Raw genomic sequence first — 17,446 nt, 5'->3', positions numbered from 1 at the left:
GAGCCGGTTGCCCAGAGTGCTTGACGTCATCGATACGGGCCGGGAGCGAACCTTGATGAGGTCTTGACGGCGGCTCCGCGTTCGGCCGGGTAGCAGTCGGAGGCCGGCGCGGGCGCGGCGGTCCACCGCGCGTCGGGCTCAGGTCCGCGGGCGCGGGCGGCCGAAGGCGAGCACGGCGCACCTCGACAGGGCCGCCGCCGCGATGAGTCCGGGTACGGCGCACGCGAGCGCGAACAGGACGGTGAACGGCACGAACATGCCCCAGTCGCCGGCGCCCGGCTCCCAGGCGCGCGGGTGCTCGTCGCCGATGAACGGCGAGGTGTGGGCCGAGGCCAGCCTGGCGTCGATCCGCTGATCGGCCTCGCACTCCCCTCGGACCTCGATGCGCGCCTCGACGGCGGCGCCGCCGTTCTCGGGGGTGAACAGGCCGAGGCAGACCTGGCCGTCGCGCCGGTCCTCGATGGCGGTGACCACGGCCTCCCCCGGCATCCCGGCGCTGCCGGCCGAGGCCCGGTACCCGTCGACCAGCGCCCGCGAGTTCGCGGCGAACGCGACGGCGAACACGGCGGTCACCAGCAGGCATACCGCCGCGATGGCGGCGAGTCCGCCGAGGGCGCGCCTATGTTCGGGTTCGATGCCGTCGTCCATGAGGGGACTCCTTCGTCAGTGCAGCCGTTGCGAGCCGGGAAGCGGGTCCACCGTAGGCCCGGCTGAAGCCGTTCCGCCGCATGCAGACCGTCAAATCGGCGTAGGAAGCCCGTCAAACAGTTTCGCCTTGTCGGCCGCGACGAGGCCTCGGGTTCGATACGTTGGCTCCGGGGATCGAGCGGGTGGGGGGACCGGTGGACGAGGTGCCGTTGTCGCGGAGCGAGCGCGCCGAGCTGGAGCGGCTGCGCGCCGAGGCCGCGGCGCGGAGGGCCGGGACCCGGTCCGGGCGGCGCGGCGCGCGATGGGTCGGCGCCTCGGTCGTGCTGGTGCTGGCGGCGTTGATCGGGATGCTGTCGGTCGTGGTGCTGTACGGCCGCGACCAGCTGCTCGACACGGACCGGTACGTGGCGACCGTGGCCCCGCTGGCGCAGGACGACGACGTTCGGGCCGCGGTGTCGGACCGGGTCGCCGAGGCGGTCAACGAGCATCTCGACATCGAGACCTATATCGACCAGGCCGTGGACGCGATCCAGACGCGCGGCGCCCCCGACGCGCTCGATGCGCTCGCCGCGCCGATCGCCTCGGCCGTCGACGGATTCGTGGACGACCAGGTCCGCGCGGTCGTCTACTCGGACCGGTTCGCGCAGCTGTGGACAGGCGCCAACGCCACCGCGCACGAGGCGGTCGCCGCGATCCTGCGCGGCGAGGCCTCCGAGACCCTCGACGTGCAGGGCGACATGCTCTACATCGACCTCGGCCCGCTCGTCGAGCAGGTCAAGAACGCGCTGGTGGACCGGGGCCTGACGATCGCCGAGCGGATCCCCGCCGTGTCGGTCCAGTTCCCGCTCATCGAGGTCCGGGGCCTCGCGAACGCCCAGGGCGCCGCGCAGCTGCTCGACGTGCTCGCGTGGGCGCTGCCGCTGACCGCGATCGCGCTGCTGCTCGCCGGAGTCTGGATCGCCCCGAACCGGCGCCGCGCGCTCCTCATCGGAGCGCTGCTCCTGGCCGGAGCGATGGCCGTGCTGCTCATCGTGGTGGCCCTCGCGCGCACCATCACTTTGGCGAACCTTCCCGACGAGGTCCGCTCGCCCCAAGCCGTCGCCTCGGTGTACGACATCGTGGTCCGCTTCCTCACCGCCGGGGCGCAGACCGCGATCGTCGTGGCGCTCATCGTCGCCGTCCTCGCCTGGCTCGCCGGCCCCGGCGCCGCGGCGACCGCGATCCGGCGGGCCGCGTCCAAGGCGCTCGACCTGACCGCCGAGGGCCTGGCGCGCACCGGGCTCCCGCTCGGCCCGGTGCCCGCGTTCCTGTCGCGCAACCGCCGGGCGCTGGAGTGGGTCGCCGTCGTCCTCTCCCTGGTCTGGCTGATCCTGTGGCCCCACCGCGGCGCCTCGGGAGCACTGTGGATCACCCTCGCGCTCGCAGTGGCCGTCACCGTGATCGAGGTCCTCGCCAGAACCGAAGACCGCACCCGGCCCGCGGCCGCGGCCGCATAGCCGCACCCGGTCGCATGCCGTCGGCGGGGCCGATCAGGCCCCGGCGGCCTCGCGCGACGCTCGCACCAGCCGTACGACGAGGTCGTCGGGGATCGGTTTCCGCGGCGAGAAGGTGATGCCGGTCTTGGTCGCCTTGAAGCCCCCGGCCGCGATCGCCTCGGCATGTTCGGAGATGGCGCTCGCTTGGAGGTACAGCCCGCACTGCCTGCTGAACGCCGCGTAGCTCGCGACGACGGTGCCGCCGATACGGAACCCCGGCATGTCGTAGGCCACGATCTCCTCCGCCTCCGGCAGCGTCGCCGACAGGAGCGCGCGCAGGCGCTCCAGCGTCGGCCGGAACGGCTCGGGTGCCGCGGCGATGTACTCGTCGTGGTCGGCTATCGCCATGGTCGCACCTCGCTCTTGTCCATGACCCCACCGTACGACCGCAGGCACGCGGCAGGGAGGCACCGGCATGACATGGACGGATCCGGGCCGACGGCGCGTCAGCAGCAGCCGTTGTGCTCGGCGGGGTTGGAGAGTCCCGCGAGGGCGCGCAGGGGCGCGGCGAAGGCGTCGCAGCACAGGGCGTAGATGTTGCTGCGGCCCTTGGGGGTCACGGTGACCAGGCCGAGGTCGCGCAGGGGTGCGAGGTGGTGGGAGACGAGGGTCTGGGCGAGGCCGGTGGCGTCGGTCAGCTCGCGGACGGTCCGCGGGCGCTCCGAGAGCAGGAGGACGATGGCGAGGCGGTTCTCGTCCGACAGGGCTTTGAACTGGGGGGCGAGGTCTTTGGCGTGCGCGATCACGGCCTCGTCCGAGCGGTCCGCGGCGGTCACGTCGGTCAGGGTGAGTTCGATCGTGCGGCTCATGCCGTCAAGTAAACCACAGAACTTGCTATCAACAGCAATCACTGATATTAGTTAGACATGTTGATGTGATCGCGACCGACGCGACCCGCTGACCAACGAAGGATCACCATGTCCCACTTCGAAGCGCACCCCGTCTCCACCGTCGCCGTGATCGGCGCGGGCCCGGTGGGTCTGGCCGCGGCCGCCCATCTGCTTGAGCGCGGGCTGACCCCGATCGTCCTCGAAGCCGGGGACGGCCCCGCCGATGCGATCCGCCAGTGGGGGCACGTGCGACTGTTCTCCCCGTGGCGCTTCGACATCGACTCGGCCGCCCGCAGGCTGCTCGAAGCGCACGGCTGGACCGCGCCCGACCCCGACGGCCTGCCCACCGGCGCCGAGCTCATCGACGCCTACCTCGCCCCGCTCGCCCGGACCCCGGAGCTGTCGACCCATATCCGCTACGGCACGAAGGCGGTGGCGGTGTCGCGCCTCGGCGTCGACAAGACCCGCACCATCGGCCGCGACGGCCGCCCCTACCTCGTTCGCCTCCGCACCACTGCGGGCGCGTGGTCGGACCTGGTCGTCGACGCGGTCATCGACGCCTCCGGCACCTGGGGCCGGCGCAACCCGCTCGGCGCGCACGGCCTCGCCGCGCCAGGTGAGGACCACGGGGCGGCGTGGTCCGCCGGGCCGCTGCCGGATGTGCTCGGAACCGAGCGGGACCGGTTCGCCGGCAAGCGGACCCTGGTGGTCGGCATGGGCCACTCCGCCGCGAACACCCTGCTCAACCTCGCGCAGCTCGCCGAGCAGGAGCCGGAGACCGCGGTCGCCTGGGCCATCCGCGGCGACTCCCCGGCGCGGCTGTACGGCGGCGGGTCGGCCGACGCGCTCCCCGCCCGCGGCACCATCGGCACCCGCCTGCGCGGACTCGTCGAATCCGGTGCGATCGAACTGGTCACCGGCTTCACGATCGACCACTTCGAGCCGGGACCCGGCGGCTCGGTGTCTGTCGTGGGCGAGGTCGGCGGCGTCGAGCACGTCATCGATGCCGACCAGGTCGCCGCCGCGACGGGGTTCCGTCCCGACCTGGAGATGCTGCGCGAGATCCGGCTCGACCTCGACTCGACCGTCGAAGCGCCCTCGAAGCTCGCGCCGCTGATCGACCCGAACTTCCACTCCTGCGGTACCGTGCCCCCGCACGGCGAAGCCGACCTCGCCCAGCCCGACGAGGGCTTCTACCTCGCGGGCATGAAGAGCTACGGTCGCGCGCCGACCTTCCTGCTCGCCACCGGCTACGAGCAGGTCCGCTCCATCGCCGCCGCCCTCGCGGGGGACCGCGAAGCCGCCGACGCGGTCGAACTCGACCTGCCCGAGACCGGCGTCTGCTCCTCCAGCCGGTCCCTCGACGCCACCTCGATCGCCGAAGCGGGAGAGGCCGGCGGCTGCTGCGGCACCGGCGCCGACACCGGGTCGGGCTGCGGGACGGGCGAGACCGCCGCGACCGGAGGATGCGGGACGGCAGCGCCCGAACCGGTCGCGATCGGCTCCCGCGGCCTCGCCACCGGCGTCCTGCACGGGCGCTCCGGCGAGCGCCGCGAACTCCCCCAGCTCAAGGCGAGCGGCGGCGGGTGCTGCGGCTGACCTCTTCAGGGGCCGGAGACGACGTGGTCTCCGGCCCGCTCGTCCGTCTACGCTCGGTGTGCCCCGCGCACGCCGCCACGACCTTGGAGGATGACATGACCGAGAAGCCCTCGGTGCTCTTCGTCTGCGTCCACAACGCCGGCCGCTCCCAGATGGCCGCCGGGTGGCTCGCCCATCTCGCGGGCGGCCGGATCGAGGTCCGCTCCGCCGGGTCGGCGCCCGCCGACCAGGTCAACCCGGCCGCCGTCGCGGCGATGAACGAGGTCGGGATCGACATCTCGGCCGAGTCGCCGAAGATCCTCACCGTCGACGCCGTCGAAGCCTCCGACGTGTGCATCACCATGGGCTGCGGCGACGCCTGCCCCGTCTTCCCCGGGAAGCGGTACCTGGACTGGAAACTCGACGACCCCGCAGGCCGAGGCCTGGACGCCGTCCGCCCCATCCGCGACGAGATCAAGGCGCGCGTCGAAGCCCTGATCAAGGAGCTGCTGCCCGGCGGCGACCTCTGAACCGCCTCGCTCGGACCCGGATCGGCGCCGATCCCGGGGCCGGGTCCGGGGCGGTCGAGTCCTCTCAGCAGTAGTGCGGGGCCGCGCCGTCTTCGAGGGAGGCGACCAGGCGGATGAACGCCGGGCACCGGGTGAAGTCCTCTGCCTCGCAGTGCAGGACGTGGTCGATCAGCTCGCGCGAGGCGGCGAGTTCGCGGATGTGCTCGTCCAGGGCGTCCCGGTGCTCTCGGAGCAGTTCGCGGCGGGAGGCGCCGCCGGGGGCGTCGAGGACCGCCCGGAGCTGGTCGAGGCGCAAACCGGCCGCCTTGCCGCGCAGGATCATCGCGACGCGCACGGCGTGGTGGTCGCCGTAGGTCCGGCGCCCGTTGACGCGCTCGGGCGCGAGCAGGCCCTCGTCCTCCCAGTGGCGCAGCACATGGGCGGCGAGTCCGAACCGGCCCGCCAGTTCGCCTATGAGCACGATCACGCCTTTCCGGAATTGACTTCAGGTTGACCTTAACATGAAGACTCGACTGCATCGGAGATCCGCCCGTGAGACAGGAGCAGGACCATGTTCGATGCGGTGATCGCAGGCGGCGGCCCGGCCGGGATGGCCGCCGCACTGACCTTGGGGCGCGTCCGGCGGCGCGTCCTGCTCGTCGACGGCGGCCAAGGGCGCAACGCCCCCGCCGCGGCGGTGCACAACCTCTTCACCCGCGACGGCACTCCCCCGGCCGAGCTGCGCGCGATCGGCCGCGCCGAACTCGCGCGCTACCCCGCCGTCGAGATCCGCGAGGGGGTCGAGATCGCGTTCGCGGACGCCGAATCGGGCGGGTTCGCACTCGCCTGGGACGGCGGCGGGGCGCGCGCCCGGCGGCTGCTGCTCGCGACCGGGCTGCGCGACGTCCTGCCGCCGACACCGGGCCTGGCCGCGCTGTGGGGACGCTCGGCGTTCCACTGCCCCTACTGCCACGGGTACGAGACGGTCGGCGCCTCGATCGCGGTGGTCGGCTCGACCATGCCGCGTCTGCGCCTGGCGGTCCAGCTGCGCCGCTTCGGCAAGCGCGTGACCTTGTGCACCGACGGCGCCTCCCTCGACCCGGCGCAGCGCGAACTCCTGGCCGCCAATGAAGTCGCGGTCGAATGCGGCGCCATCGCCCGGATGGACGGCCGCGGGGGGCGGCTGGAGGCGGTCGCCTTCGCCGACGGCTCGGCCCTGGAGGCGAGCGCGGTGTTCGTGGAGAACACCGCAGTCCAGCGATCCGAACTGCCTGATCTGCTGGGCTGCAAGCGGTTCGAGGACGGGTGCGTCGAGGTCGACGAGTTCGGCCGCACCACCGTGCCTGGGGTCAGCGCCGCCGGCGACATGGCCCGTCGCGCCAGCGTCCCCGTGCCGTTCGCGGCCGTGACGGCCGCCGCGGCGAGCGGCACGATCGCGGCGGCGGCGATCGACCAGTCCCTGCTCAGCGAGGCGCTCGGCCAGCCCGAGCCCTTCGCCGCGGCGCCCGCAGCGAGAATCAGAGCCGACCGCACCCGCATGATCGAGGAGCCGCAATGACCGACCACCTGGTGTTCTCCTACGGCACCCTGCAACTGCCCGCCGTCCAGCGCGCCCGCTTCGGGCGCGAACTCGTCGGCGTCCCCGACGCGCTGCCCGGCTACCGGCTCGAAACCGTCGAGATCACCGACCCCTCCGTCATCGCCGAATCCGGCTCGGCCCGGCATCCGATCGCCGTCCGCACCGGCGACCCCGCAGACCGGGTCGACGGCACCGCCCTCGCCCTCACCGACACCGACCTCAAAGCCGCCGACGACTACGAGGTCGACGACTACATCCGCGTCCGGACCACCCTCGCCTCCGGCAGCGCCGCCTGGATCTACGTCGAAGCCCCGAGCGGGACGACGAAGTGAACCGAGTCGCAGCCGACTTCATCACGCCCACGCCGATGGTCTTCAAGGAACGCCACTTCGGCGTCCCCGCCATGGACACCGAGACCTGGACGCTCGCCGTCGAGGGGCTCGTCCGGAAGCGCCTCGCGCTGGGATTGTCCGATCTGGAGCAGCTGCCGCACGTCGAGGTGATCGCCTGCCATGAGTGCGCGGGCAGCCCGCTCCGCCCGCACCTCCCGCAACGCAAGGCGGCCAACGTCAAATGGCGCGGGGTACCGCTCCGCGCCGTGCTCGAAGCGGCCGGGGTGCACGAGGACGCCCGATACCTGCTCTCCAGCGGCGCCGACGGCGGCACCTGGCAGCACGCGCACCATCCGGCCTACGAGAAGGACCTGCCGCTCGCGAAGGCGCTCCACCCTGCGACGCTGCTCGCCACCGCGATGAACGACAAGCCCCTCCCGGTCGGGCACGGCGGTCCCGTCCGGCTCGTCGTGCCGGGCTGGTACGGCACCAACTCGACGAAATGGCTGCGTTCGCTGCGCCTGTCGGCCAGGCGATCGGAAAGCGCATTCGCCCGGAAGTACTACGTCGATCGCGAAACGGTCGGGAACACGATCCGGGAGACGCCGGTGTGGGCGATGGAACCGAACTCGATCATCGTCGCCCCGGTCAGCGACCAGACCGCGGGCGAGGGCGCGGCTCCGGTGGAGATCTGGGGGTGGTGCTGGGCCGAGCAAGCGGTCGCCCGGCTCGATGTCAGCACCGACGGAGGCGGCACCTGGACGGCGGCGGAACTGGCGCCCGGACAGGACTTCGCGTGGCAGCGGTTCTCGCTCCAGTGGACGCCTCCCGGTCAGGGCGAATACCGCATCCTCTCCCGCGCCACCGACGAGGCGGGGCGAACGCAGCCCATCGAGCTGCGCCGCAATCAGATCTTCGAAGCGAAGGTCCGCATCCGGTACGCCCCCAGCGGCGGTTGACAGGGGTAGCTCAGTTGAGCTACTGTCAGCTCATGCAAGCTGATAAGAGCTCAACTGAGCTGACCGTGACGGAGGCGGCCCGCCGCACGCAGATCGTGGCCGCGGCCATCGAGACCGTCGCCGAGCTGGGGTACGCGCGGGCGTCGTTCGCGAAGATCGCCGACCGGGCGGGCCTGAGCAGCACCAGCCGCATCTCCTACCACTTCGCCGGCAAGGACGATCTCCTGCGCGCCTGCGTCGAGGAGATCACCGGCGTGGCGACCGAGTTCATGCGGCCGCGCATCGACGCGGCCGCCGGATACGCCGCGAAACTCCGCGCCTACATCGAATCGAACCTCGACCTGCTGGTGGAGCGGCCCGCGCACCTGCGGGCGCTGGTGGAGATCCTCCGGAACGTGCGCGACGCCGAGGACGGCCTGGGCGAGGCGGCCCTCGCCTCCCGCACGCGCCGGTTCGCCGAGCACCTGCGCGCGGGACAGGAGGCCGGGGAGTTCGGGCCGTTCAACCCCGAGGTGCTCGCGCTGGCGATCACCGGCGCCATCGACGCGTTCGTCGGCGCTTCGCATGACAGTGCCTCGCACGACGGCACCGCACCAGACGACGCGAACGGCGGCATCGACCTGCGCCGCGCCGGGACCGAGCTGGCCGACGCGTTCGAGCGGGCCGTCCTGGCGAACGGAGCGCGGCGATGAGCGAGGTCAGGAACGAGCCGGGCGTGAAGGAGGGCATGCGCGCGCTCCTGCGCCGCAACGCCGCCACCGTCGTGTTCGACCTGCTGCTGCCGATGGCCGCCTACTACGGCCTCCGCGCCGCCGGGGTCGGCCAGTGGTGGGCGATGATGGCCGGGATCCTCGTGGTCCTGCCGCGCGTGGCCCACCAGCTCCTCACGCGCCGCCGCTTCGACGTGATGGCGGCGTTCACGCTCAGCGTCATCGTCTTCAGCCTCGTGATCGGCCTGCTCACCGACGACCCCCGCGCCCTCGCGGTCCGCGAAGGCTGGGTCGGCTCGCTGCTGGGCCTGTTCGGCGCCTGGATGATCGTGAGCGTCGGGATCGGACGCCCCGCGCTCATGGTCCTGGGCCGCGGCATCGCCGAGACCAAGACCGGCGCGGCCGGGGCCGCCAAGTGGGCGGCGCGCTGGGACCACGACCGGCGCTTCCGCCACGGCATCCGCGTCCTCACCGCCGTGTGGGGGACCCTGCTGCTGGCCGCCGCCGTCGCGAGTCTCGTCCTCGTCTACACGCTGCCGGTCGACCTCATCGCCGCGGTCTCGAACGGGACGTACTGGGCGATCCTCGCCGCGGCGCTGGCGTTCCACCTGTACTACACGAAGAAGGTCGATCTCCGTGCCTGAGCGTGCGGAGGTCCTGGTCGTCGGGGCGGGCCCGACGGGCCTGGCGGTCGCCGCCGAACTCGCGCTCGCCGGGGTCGGGGCCGTCGTCCTCGACGCGCTCCCGGAGCGCTCGGGGCAGTCGAAAGCGCTTGCGCTGCAACCGCGCTCGGCCGAGCTGCTCGACGCGCGCGGCTGGCTGGACCCGCTGCGCCCGCACGTGCACGCGCTGCTCCCCCGCGGCCACTTCGCGGGCCTGCCGCTCGACTACTCGGTCCTGGAGACCCCGTTCCCGCACCAGATCGGCGTCGAGCAGGCCCGCATCGAGGAGGTGCTGGAGCAGCGGATCGCGGAAGCCGGTTCGCCGGTCCGGTGGGCGCACGCCTGCACCGCGGTGCGCCAGGACGCCGACGGCGTCGCGGCCATGGTCGAGACGCCCACGGGCCCAACGGAGATCACCGCCGACTACCTCGTGGCGGCCGACGGCGCGCACAGCGCCGTCCGCCGCGCCCTCGGCGTCCCGTTCCCGGGAAGGGCCGCGCGGATGCGCCTGGCCGTCGCCGACATCACCTTGGCGCGCAAGCCCTCCGGGCTGGCCGACGAGTGGGCGCCGCCCGAGTTCGGCGGCGGCGGGTTCGGATACCTCCTGCCCCTCGGCGACGGCGTCTACCGCGTGCTGTTCGGCGGCGAGGAGCAGCAGGCGCTGGACCGGACCGTGCCGGTCACCGCCGCGGAAGTGCAGCGCGCCCTCGAAGCGGTGCACGGCGACGACGTCGCGGTCGCGGCCGTGCGATGGGGTTCGCGGTTCAGCGACGCCTCGCGCCAGGTCGAGCGCTACCGGCACGGGCGCATGCTCCTCGCCGGGGACGCCGCGCACGTTCACCTCCCCGCAGGCGGCCAGGGGCTCAACCTCGGCCTCCAGGACGCGTTCAACCTCGGCTGGAAACTCGCCGCCGCGGTCCGCGGACACGTTGCGCCGCAACTGCTCGACACCTACCACGACGAGCGGCACCCGGTCGCGGCCCGGGTGCTCGTCAACACCCGGGCGCAGGGCGTCCTCACCATTTCCGACACCGACCTGCTCGCGCTGCGGGAGGTCGTGGGCGACCTGCTCACCGAACCGGACGCCAACCGGCGCATCGCCATGGAGGTCTCGGGCCTCGGCATTCGCTACCCCGTGCCCGGGGCCGCGCCGCATCCGCTGCTGGGCGCGCGCCTTCCGGGCGCGCTCGCCGCCGAGGCGGCCGGGCCGCTGCGCTCGGGCCGGGCGGTGCTGTTCGGCCCGGAACCGCTCGGCGATGCCGCCGCGCCGTGGCGCGGCCGCGTCGAGCACGTCCCGTCCGCCGCGACGGCCGGGCTGCTGGCCCGCCCCGACGGCTACATCTGCTGGGCCGCCGCCGGACCGCACGACGACGCCGGGCTCGACGCGGCGCTGGCGCGCTGGTTCGGCCGACCGGACACCGAGGCGGTCCCGCACCGCCGCAACCACTTTCGAGAGGAACCGATCCGATGAGCACCTCGACCCCCGTGCAGACCGTGGAACGCCTGTTCCCGCTCCTCGCGGAAGGAAGGACCGCCGAGGCGGCGGCCCTGTTCGCCGACGCGGTCTCGTTCTCGATCCCCCACCCGCCGGACGTCCCTTGGGTGCCCGAAGTGGACTCCGCGGAGGGGATGCGGGCCTTCTTCGAGCTGCTGGGCGAGCATGTGCGGCCCAAGCAGATGGACGCGCGGCGGATCGTCGCGGACGGCGAGGACGTGGTGGTCCTGGGGCGCATGGTCTCCGAGGTCAAGGCGACCGGCCGTGACATCGATACCGCCTTCGCCTTGCACCTGACCGTCCATGAAGGACTCATCACGCGGTACTGCCTCTATGAGGACACGCTCGCCGTCGCCGAGGCGTACCGCGACGAGCCGCCCAGGGCCTGACCGCGCCGACTCCGGCCGGCGAGGCCCGGCACGCCGACGGCCGCTCCCCCGCCGGAGCGGCCGTCACAGCGACTGCGGGAACGCGAAGCACCGGTCGGGGTCGTAGCGGCGCTTGACCGCGCGGAGCCGGTCCAGGTTGGCGCCGTGGTACGCCGTCGGCCAGTCCTCCAGACGCAGGTCGGGGAAGTTCGGGTAGACGCGCTTCGAGCTCTCCGCATAGGCGGTCGCCCAGGACGCGTCGAGCCACGGGTCGGCGGTCGGGGCGACCAGTTGCAGCATGAACCGCTCGCCGCGGTGGGCGAACGCGGTGGCGTCGGCGGGCACGCGGCCGTACGCGCCGCCCATGGCCGTGAAGTTGAGCCGCCGCCCGCCGCTCAGCGCGGCGGTGAGCGCCTCGATCGTGGCGGGCCGCAGCGGACGCGAGAAGAACGCCGACCGCGAGCGCGGGATCGCGCCGCTCGGGGCGTCGAGGTCCTCGAAGGAGCGTTTCAGGCGGTGGAACGGCATGCCGCCCTGCACGTCGGCCTCCGGTGCTGCCCCGACCGCATCGCAGAACCCTTGCAGCAGCTCGCGAGTGGTGGCTTCGTCCAGGAGCGAGGCGCCGAACAGGACGGCCTCCTCGCCGAGCGCGAGGTCGGCGGTGACCGCGTCGGGGGCGTCCGGGGCCCACTCCTGCCAGGCGGCGATGAGGTCCGCGTGCGGCGGCCGCCGCCAGCGCAGGGCGAACCGGGTCGCGACCGGTTCGGGCACGGTGTCGAAGGCGAGTGAGACGACGACGCCGAACTGGCCGCCGCCCGCGCCGCGCAGGGCCCAGAACAGGTCGGGTTCGCGCTCGGCGTCGCAGTCGACGGTGCGGCCGTCGGCGAGGACCACGCGGGCGGCGACGAGGCGGTCGCTGGTGAGGCCGTGGACGCGCCCGAGGAGGCCGATGCCGCCGCCGAGCGCGAGGCCCGCGATGCCCACGGTCGCACCGCAGCCGGCCGGGATCGTGCGGCCGCGGGCGTGGAGCGCGGTGTAGACCTGGGCGAGGCGGGCTCCGGCGCCGACCTCGGCGCGGTCGCCGTCGAAGGCGATGTCCCGGAGGCGTTGGAGGTCGAGGACGATCCCGGTGGTGGAGGAGCGGCCGGAGAAGCAGTGGCCGCCGCCGCGCGGGACGACCGGGGTGCCGGTGTCGCGGGCGTACGCGAGGCCGCGGGCGACGTCGGCGGCGGAGGCGCAGCGGATCACGAAGCGGGGCCGGGTGTCCTGGTGGGCGGGGTCGACCGGGCGTCGGGCGGTGTCGTAGTCGGGGTGGCCGGGGGCGACGAGGTCGCCGTCGAGCGAGCGCCGGAGGTGCGCGAGGTCGTTCACGGCACTGACACTATCGGCGCGTCACGCCCGGGGCTTGAACGATTCGGGCGTCCTCACCACCGCAGGGGCGGGAGGGCGCGGGTGGCGAGGAAGGGCCGGAAGGAGGCGGCGTGGTCGTGGCCGCAGCCGCACTTGTCGATGCTGCCGTGGAGGAGCGATCTGGGGCTGACGCCGGTGAGTCGCACGCATTCGCGTGTGAGGTGGGCGTGGTCCGCGTAGCCGGTGTCGGCGGCGAGCCCGGCGATGCCGTCGGCGTCGCGGCGGCCGCTCGGCGCGGCCCCGGCCTGGGCGAGGGCGAGGAATCCCTGGAACCGGAGCGTCCGCTGGAGTGTCTTGGGGCCCATGCCGATCGCGCCGAGGCAGCGGCGCCGCAGCTGGCTGGGGGAGATCGCGAGGCGGTCGGCGAGCGTCGCTATCGGAACGGGGTGCCAGGGCATGAGCCGCCGCACGGCCTCGCGCATGAGCGGGTCGAGTGCCGGCGACGCCCGGAAGACTTGCAGCAGATGGGATTGCACGTTGGCGAGCGCGGCTTCTGCGGTCGGGGCGCCGGTGGTCTCCTCGGCCAGGCGCTCGGCGGTGGCGCCCCATAGGGATTCGAGGTCGATGCGCTGGTCGACGAGGTCGTCGAGGACCTCGGGGAGGGGCGGGGCGGTGCCGGGGTGGAAGCGCACGCCGACGAGGACGGTATGCGGGGGAAGGACTTCGAGGCTGGGGCCGGTGAGCGGCCCGAGGAGGCGCGGGCGTCCGCCGAGCGGGAAGTGGAGCTCCACTCCCCCGGTCGGCAGGTGCCGCTGCGCGTAGGCCGCGGCACCGGTCCGCTGGATCCAGACGGTCCGCACCACCGCCGCCAGCGCGGCGACGGGGGCCCGTTCGACGTAAGACTCGTCCACGTTCGGAGGCTACACCGCGCCACCATGGCATTTGGCGGGTGGCTCGGATGAGCTGCTATCAGCTCAATTGAGCCAACTCGGCTCGCCCCCCCGGGTCGGCCGCGGCCGGGTCGTCCTCAGTCGATGGTCGTGTCCGGGTCCGCGGTGTCGGCCGAGTGCGCCGTGTCCGTTCGCCCGGTGCGGCGGATCAGCTGGAGGGGCAGCAGGACCACGGTGTAGAAGGCCACGGCGAGCAGCAGTCCGATGAGGTAGCCGAGCAGCCCGTACGACACCGACACCAGTCTCGGGCCGTCCGCGGAGAAGCCGTCGAGCCATACGTCCGCGGCCAGCGCGGCGGCCTGCGCGTCGACCGCGTACATCGCGAGCTCGGCGAGACCCATGGCGACGACGGCGCCGAGCGCACCGAGGAACGGGAGGACGAGCCATCGCCGCTTCATCGACGCCATCGACAGGTCGCGGTTCCGGCGCCAGGTGAGCTCGACCGTCGGAAAGAGGCTCACCACGATGGGGGCGAGCACCATCAGCCAGCTCGCGGGGTTCTCGCCGTACAGGTCGCCGAACGCGGCGGCCAGCCCGTATCCGCTCGCCAGCGCGCAGACGACGCCGACTGCGACCACCGGTGTGCGGCCGTAGGCCGCGAGCCGGGTGAACGGCGTCGCCCCGCCGGGGCGGAACCTGGGTGCGGTCATGGCGCGATGGTACCGGCGCCCGGCCAGGGCGGGGGATGTCGATTCGGCGGGGCTCCGCTAGGGCCGCTCGACGGTGGCGAGCTGGGTCCGGTTGGCGATGCCGAGCTTCGCGTACGCGTGCGACAGGTGGGTCTTGACGGTCGCGCGGCTCATGAACAGCTTCCCGGCGATCTCGGGATTGGTCATCCCGGTGATCGCGAGTTCGACCACGCTCACCTCGGTCGGCGTCAGGCTCGCCCAGCCGCTCGCGGGCCGGGAGCGGCGCCCGCGCGCCCGCCTCGCGTACGCGACGGCCTCCTCAAGCGCCATCGACCGCCCCTCCCGGCGGGCCTCCGCCTCACCGGGGACGTCGAGTCCGGATGCGGCGAGCCCGATCTCCTCGCGCGCCCTGTCGCAGGCGCCGAGGAGGCGCGCGGCCTCCAGGCCGGAGCCCGACGCGTCTGCCAGTGCCGCAAGGTGTTCGAGACTGCGCACGCAGCCGAGGCGCAGGCCGTGCTCGGCGCGGATCGCGAGCGCTTCGTGATGGGCCTCCTCGGCCCGCTTCGGATCGGGCGCGAGCTCGCCCGCGGCCTCGAACGCGTCGGCGAGGAGGCCGGGCATGTCGAGGTCGCGGCCGGCGCGCATCGCCATGTCCACGTGGGCGTTCGCGGCCTCGCCGGGCCCGAGCGCGCGGGCCAGCCCGAGCCGGGCGTCCGGGGCAAGGAGGTGCTCGGGGATCCCGCCCGGGTTCGCGAGGTCCCGCTCGTACCAGTGCCGGGCCCGCTCTCGGTCGCCCGCGTCGAGGTGGAGGTCGCCGACGCACGTGAAGAACCAGGGCACGAACGGCGGCGGTTCGACGTTCGCGTCGGTCTGGAGCAGCAGCTCCAGTGCGTCCCACGCGTCCTCGGGGCGTCCCGCCCACCGTGCGATCCGCGCGATCGCGATGCGCGCCATGCCGATCCGGTGGAAGTCGCCCAGCGGTTCGGCGAGCGCCAGGGACTCGCGGGCCCGCTCGTCGGCCCGGCGCAGGTCGCCGCCGAGCGCCGCGCTCACCGCGAGGATCCCGCATGCGGTGGAGGCGACTTCCCGGTCGCCGCGCGCGGCAAGGCCGCGCATGCCCTCCTCCAGGAGCGCCGCGGCCCGCGCGTGGTCGTCGCGGCGGTGATGGACCATGCCGAGGAGGACGTTCGCCGCGTCGTGGACGAAGCCGTCGCCGAGACCGGCGGCGCGCTCCCGGGCCTCGGCCGCCATCCGCTGGGCCGCTTCGAGATCGTCGTAGAGCCGGTCGATCGCCGTCAGCAGCAGCGCGAGGCAGGCCGAGCGCTCCTCCCCCGCCGCTTCAGCGAGTGCGAACGCCCGGGCGGCGAGCTCGCTGCCCTCGCGCCGCTCGTTCGTGTCGGCGACCAGGGCCGTCCCGGTCAGCAGCCGCGCCTGGAGCGCGGTCCGGTCGCCTTCGCCGAGGCGCGCGGCCCGGCGCAGGAGCGCCAGCCCCTCGCGGCCGCGGCGGCTCGAATGCCAGAACCACGGCAGCTCGGCCGCCAGCTCGCGTCCGAGGGAGGGGTCCGGTCGCGACAGGCCCCAGCCGAGGGCGGCATGGAAGTTCTCGTACTCGGCCGCGACCGCGGCCCGCCACGCGTCCTTGTCGGCGTCGATCAGGTCCCGCCACGACCGCACCAGCTCCAGGCATGCCTCCAGGTGGCGGTCGCGGGCCGCGTCGGCCGCACCGGCTTCCTCAAGCCGCTGCTCGGCGAATTCGCGGACCGTCTCCAGCATCCTGAACCGGGTCGCCGCGCCGCCGGTGTCCGCGACGAGCAGCGACTTCTCGACCAGGCTCCGCAGCCCCTCCAGCACGGGGGCGCGCTCCCCGCACAGCGACTGGGCGGAGGCCGCGGAGAACCCGCCGCGGAAGACCGCGAGCCGCTCGAACAGTGCGCGGTCGGCCTCCTGGAGCAGGTCGTAGCTCCATGCCATCGACGCCGCGAGCGTCTGGTGGCGGGCCGCCACGCCGTGCGGGCCGCGCACCAGGAGCCGGAACCGGTCGTCGAGGCCGTCCAGGATCTCCCGCGGCGACAAGATCCCCGACCAGGCCGCCGCCAGCTCGACCGCCAGCGGCATCCCCTCCATGCGCGCGCAGGCGGCGACCACCGCCGGGTCCTGCGCGGCGCCGAGGTCCCGGGCCCGCTCGGCGAACAGCCGCACCGAGTCCTCCCTGCTCATCGGCGGCACCCGCCACACCGTCTCGCCCGGCAGCCGCAGCGGCTCGCGACTGGTGCACAGGACCGTCAGCAGCGGGCACCGCCGCAGCAGCTCCCCCACGACGTCGGCGGCGGCCTCGCGCACGTGCTCGCAGTTGTCCAGGCACAGCAGCGTGCGCCGGTCCGCGAGCCGTCCCGCGAGCACGCCGATGCCGTCCCGGTCGGCCGTTCGCAGCACCCCGAGCGCGGCCGCCACGAGTTCGGGGACGACGAGCGGGTCGGCGGTCGCGGCCAGGTCGACCCAGTGGCGGTGCTCGAAGGCCGCGTCCCGGGCCGCGCGGACCGCCAGCCGCGTCTTCCCGCTCCCGCCCGGACCGACCAGGCTGACCAGGCGCGACGACGCCACTGCGGCGCCGACCGCGCGGAGCTCGTCCTCGCGCCCGATGAAACCGGTGAGTTCGAGCGGGATCAGGCCATCGTCCATGGGATGAGTCTGCCACCCCTCCCGGCCGGTCGCCGATATCGGCCACCTGGCCGATTTTCCGGGCCGCCGAACCGACGAACATGGTCTTCAACAGCGAGAACACCGAGACCGAGGAGTGGACATGAGCGACGAGCACCGGCCGATGCCGCTCGGCCCCGACCCCGCGCTGGCGGTCCTGGACCGGTTCGTGGGCGAGTGGGCCATGGAGGGGCGCACGCTCGGCTCCGAAGGGACGGCCATCAGAGGCCGCGCCTCCTACCGGTGGCTGCCCGGCGGCTTCTTCCTGGAGCAGCACGTGGAGCTGGACTTCGACGGAATGGTGCGGGTCGACAGCCTCGAACTGGTCGGCTACGACCCGCGGTCGAAGACCTTCCCGTCGCGGGTCTACTCGAACATGTCCCCGCAGGACCTGCCCTACACCTGGTCGATCGAGGGGGACGACGTGACGATCACCGTCGCGCACGGCCCGCTCGACGCGACCTTCCGCGGCCGCTTCAGCGGCGGCGGCGACACCTTCGCCGGCGGCTGGCGTCCCAATCCCGGCGCCGACGAGGACGTCAACTTCCCGTACGACGTGAGCGGGCACCGGGTCTGACCCGGTCCGATCCCGAACCGCGACTACACCGATGAGAA

Annotated in this window: 19 protein-coding genes; 11 read left to right on the top strand and 8 right to left on the bottom strand. The window is 73.6% G+C overall.

Features of this window, described 5'->3' with window-relative positions:
• Positions 1-138: 138 nt before the first annotated feature.
• On the bottom strand, positions 139-648 hold the full coding sequence (locus tag WA640_RS27685; protein WP_335992094.1) for a hypothetical protein: 510 nt from the start codon (positions 646-648) through the stop codon (positions 139-141).
• A gap of 194 nt (positions 649-842) precedes the next feature.
• On the opposite strand from WA640_RS27685, the gene WA640_RS27680 reads away from it, so the two are divergent.
• Positions 843-2,144 (top strand): hypothetical protein, encoded by a 1,302-nt coding sequence (locus WA640_RS27680; RefSeq protein ID WP_335992093.1) that lies wholly within the window; start codon positions 843-845, stop codon positions 2,142-2,144.
• 33 nt (positions 2,145-2,177) lie between these two features.
• Here WA640_RS27680 and WA640_RS27675 read toward each other — a convergent pair whose 3' ends face one another.
• Together WA640_RS27675 and WA640_RS27670 are read right to left on the bottom strand one after the other, a co-directional pair.
• Positions 2,178-2,531 carry an iron chaperone gene (locus WA640_RS27675; protein WP_335992092.1) on the bottom strand — a complete coding sequence of 118 codons (354 nt, stop codon included), beginning with the start codon at positions 2,529-2,531 and terminating at the stop codon, positions 2,178-2,180.
• Positions 2,532-2,629: 98 nt separating this feature from the next.
• Positions 2,630-2,992 carry an ArsR/SmtB family transcription factor gene (locus WA640_RS27670; RefSeq protein WP_106363866.1) on the bottom strand — a complete coding sequence of 121 codons (363 nt, stop codon included), beginning with the start codon at positions 2,990-2,992 and terminating at the stop codon, positions 2,630-2,632.
• Positions 2,993-3,100: 108 nt separating this feature from the next.
• Between WA640_RS27670 and WA640_RS27665 the strand changes: the two genes are divergently transcribed.
• Complete coding sequence (locus tag WA640_RS27665) at positions 3,101-4,612, top strand: flavoprotein (RefSeq protein ID WP_335992090.1); 1,512 nt, start codon at positions 3,101-3,103, stop codon at positions 4,610-4,612.
• Positions 4,613-4,707: 95 nt separating this feature from the next.
• Positions 4,708-5,121, top strand: a complete 414-nt coding sequence (locus tag WA640_RS27660) for an arsenate reductase ArsC (protein WP_335992089.1) — start codon at positions 4,708-4,710, stop codon at positions 5,119-5,121.
• Positions 5,122-5,185: 64 nt separating this feature from the next.
• Here WA640_RS27660 and WA640_RS27655 read toward each other — a convergent pair whose 3' ends face one another.
• A complete protein-coding gene (locus WA640_RS27655) occupies positions 5,186-5,581 on the bottom strand; it encodes a MerR family transcriptional regulator (protein WP_335992088.1) in 396 nt (131 codons plus the stop codon).
• 90 nt (positions 5,582-5,671) lie between these two features.
• Between WA640_RS27655 and WA640_RS27650 the strand changes: the two genes are divergently transcribed.
• From WA640_RS27650 to WA640_RS27620, 7 genes are read left to right on the top strand one after another with little or no spacing between them, the layout of a single operon-like run.
• A complete protein-coding gene (locus tag WA640_RS27650; RefSeq protein WP_335992087.1) occupies positions 5,672-6,658 on the top strand; it encodes an NAD(P)/FAD-dependent oxidoreductase in 987 nt (328 codons plus the stop codon).
• Positions 6,655-7,011, top strand: a complete 357-nt coding sequence (locus WA640_RS27645; RefSeq protein ID WP_335992086.1) for a gamma-glutamylcyclotransferase family protein — start codon at positions 6,655-6,657, stop codon at positions 7,009-7,011. The genes WA640_RS27650 and WA640_RS27645 overlap by 4 nt, the downstream gene beginning before the upstream one ends.
• Positions 7,008-7,970, top strand: a complete 963-nt coding sequence (locus WA640_RS27640; RefSeq protein ID WP_335992084.1) for a molybdopterin-dependent oxidoreductase — start codon at positions 7,008-7,010, stop codon at positions 7,968-7,970. Before WA640_RS27645 ends, WA640_RS27640 begins: the two co-directional genes overlap by 4 nt.
• Positions 7,971-8,002: 32 nt before the next feature.
• Positions 8,003-8,662, top strand: a complete 660-nt coding sequence (locus WA640_RS27635; protein WP_335992083.1) for a TetR/AcrR family transcriptional regulator — start codon at positions 8,003-8,005, stop codon at positions 8,660-8,662.
• Entirely contained in the window at positions 8,659-9,324 is a 666-nt protein-coding gene (locus WA640_RS27630) for a VC0807 family protein (protein ID WP_335992082.1), read from the top strand. The genes WA640_RS27635 and WA640_RS27630 overlap by 4 nt, the downstream gene beginning before the upstream one ends.
• A complete protein-coding gene (locus WA640_RS27625; protein WP_335992080.1) occupies positions 9,317-10,813 on the top strand; it encodes an FAD-dependent monooxygenase in 1,497 nt (498 codons plus the stop codon). The genes WA640_RS27630 and WA640_RS27625 overlap by 8 nt, the downstream gene beginning before the upstream one ends.
• The gene (locus WA640_RS27620; protein ID WP_335992079.1) at positions 10,810-11,226 is read left to right on the top strand and encodes a nuclear transport factor 2 family protein; all 417 of its coding nucleotides are present in this window, start codon (positions 10,810-10,812) and stop codon (positions 11,224-11,226) included. Before WA640_RS27625 ends, WA640_RS27620 begins: the two co-directional genes overlap by 4 nt.
• A gap of 63 nt (positions 11,227-11,289) precedes the next feature.
• Here WA640_RS27620 and WA640_RS27615 read toward each other — a convergent pair whose 3' ends face one another.
• The 4 genes from WA640_RS27615 to WA640_RS27600 all read right to left on the bottom strand — a co-directional run bounded on the left by WA640_RS27615 (position 11,290) and on the right by WA640_RS27600 (position 16,813).
• Positions 11,290-12,576, bottom strand: coding sequence for an FAD-binding oxidoreductase (locus WA640_RS27615; protein WP_335992078.1), 1,287 nt, complete (start codon positions 12,574-12,576; stop codon positions 11,290-11,292).
• Between the two features lie 53 nt (positions 12,577-12,629).
• On the bottom strand, positions 12,630-13,466 hold the full coding sequence (locus WA640_RS27610; protein WP_335992077.1) for a helix-turn-helix domain-containing protein: 837 nt from the start codon (positions 13,464-13,466) through the stop codon (positions 12,630-12,632).
• 116 nt (positions 13,467-13,582) lie between these two features.
• The gene (locus tag WA640_RS27605) at positions 13,583-14,155 is read right to left on the bottom strand and encodes a hypothetical protein (protein ID WP_335992076.1); all 573 of its coding nucleotides are present in this window, start codon (positions 14,153-14,155) and stop codon (positions 13,583-13,585) included.
• A 57-nt stretch (positions 14,156-14,212) separates the two neighbouring features.
• Entirely contained in the window at positions 14,213-16,813 is a 2,601-nt protein-coding gene (locus WA640_RS27600; RefSeq protein ID WP_335992075.1) for a helix-turn-helix transcriptional regulator, read from the bottom strand.
• Positions 16,814-16,934: 121 nt separating this feature from the next.
• On the opposite strand from WA640_RS27600, the gene WA640_RS27595 reads away from it, so the two are divergent.
• Complete coding sequence (locus WA640_RS27595; protein WP_335992074.1) at positions 16,935-17,408, top strand: DUF1579 family protein; 474 nt, start codon at positions 16,935-16,937, stop codon at positions 17,406-17,408.
• The last annotated feature ends 38 nt before the right edge of the window (positions 17,409-17,446 follow it).

This window comes from Glycomyces sp. MUSA5-2 (genome assembly GCF_037034145.1).
GTDB lineage: Bacteria > Actinomycetota > Actinomycetes > Mycobacteriales > Micromonosporaceae > Glycomyces > Glycomyces artemisiae.
Note: the sequence above shows the minus strand (reverse complement) of the source record. Positions and strands in the feature narration are given on the sequence as shown.

Coding starts and splice junctions, on each gene's coding strand:
- WA640_RS27685 (WP_335992094.1), bottom strand. CDS start 648: ATGGACGACGGCATCGAACCCGAACATAGGCGCGCCCTCGGCGGACTC.
- WA640_RS27675 (WP_335992092.1), bottom strand. CDS start 2,531: ATGGCGATAGCCGACCACGACGAGTACATCGCCGCGGCACCCGAGCCG.
- WA640_RS27670 (WP_106363866.1), bottom strand. CDS start 2,992: ATGAGCCGCACGATCGAACTCACCCTGACCGACGTGACCGCCGCGGAC.
- WA640_RS27665 (WP_335992090.1), top strand. CDS start 3,101: ATGTCCCACTTCGAAGCGCACCCCGTCTCCACCGTCGCCGTGATCGGC.
- WA640_RS27660 (WP_335992089.1), top strand. CDS start 4,708: ATGACCGAGAAGCCCTCGGTGCTCTTCGTCTGCGTCCACAACGCCGGC.
- WA640_RS27650 (WP_335992087.1), top strand. CDS start 5,672: ATGTTCGATGCGGTGATCGCAGGCGGCGGCCCGGCCGGGATGGCCGCC.
- WA640_RS27645 (WP_335992086.1), top strand. CDS start 6,655: ATGACCGACCACCTGGTGTTCTCCTACGGCACCCTGCAACTGCCCGCC.
- WA640_RS27635 (WP_335992083.1), top strand. CDS start 8,003: ATGCAAGCTGATAAGAGCTCAACTGAGCTGACCGTGACGGAGGCGGCC.
- WA640_RS27630 (WP_335992082.1), top strand. CDS start 8,659: ATGAGCGAGGTCAGGAACGAGCCGGGCGTGAAGGAGGGCATGCGCGCG.
- WA640_RS27620 (WP_335992079.1), top strand. CDS start 10,810: ATGAGCACCTCGACCCCCGTGCAGACCGTGGAACGCCTGTTCCCGCTC.
- WA640_RS27605 (WP_335992076.1), bottom strand. CDS start 14,155: ATGACCGCACCCAGGTTCCGCCCCGGCGGGGCGACGCCGTTCACCCGG.
- WA640_RS27600 (WP_335992075.1), bottom strand. CDS start 16,813: ATGGACGATGGCCTGATCCCGCTCGAACTCACCGGTTTCATCGGGCGC.
- WA640_RS27595 (WP_335992074.1), top strand. CDS start 16,935: ATGAGCGACGAGCACCGGCCGATGCCGCTCGGCCCCGACCCCGCGCTG.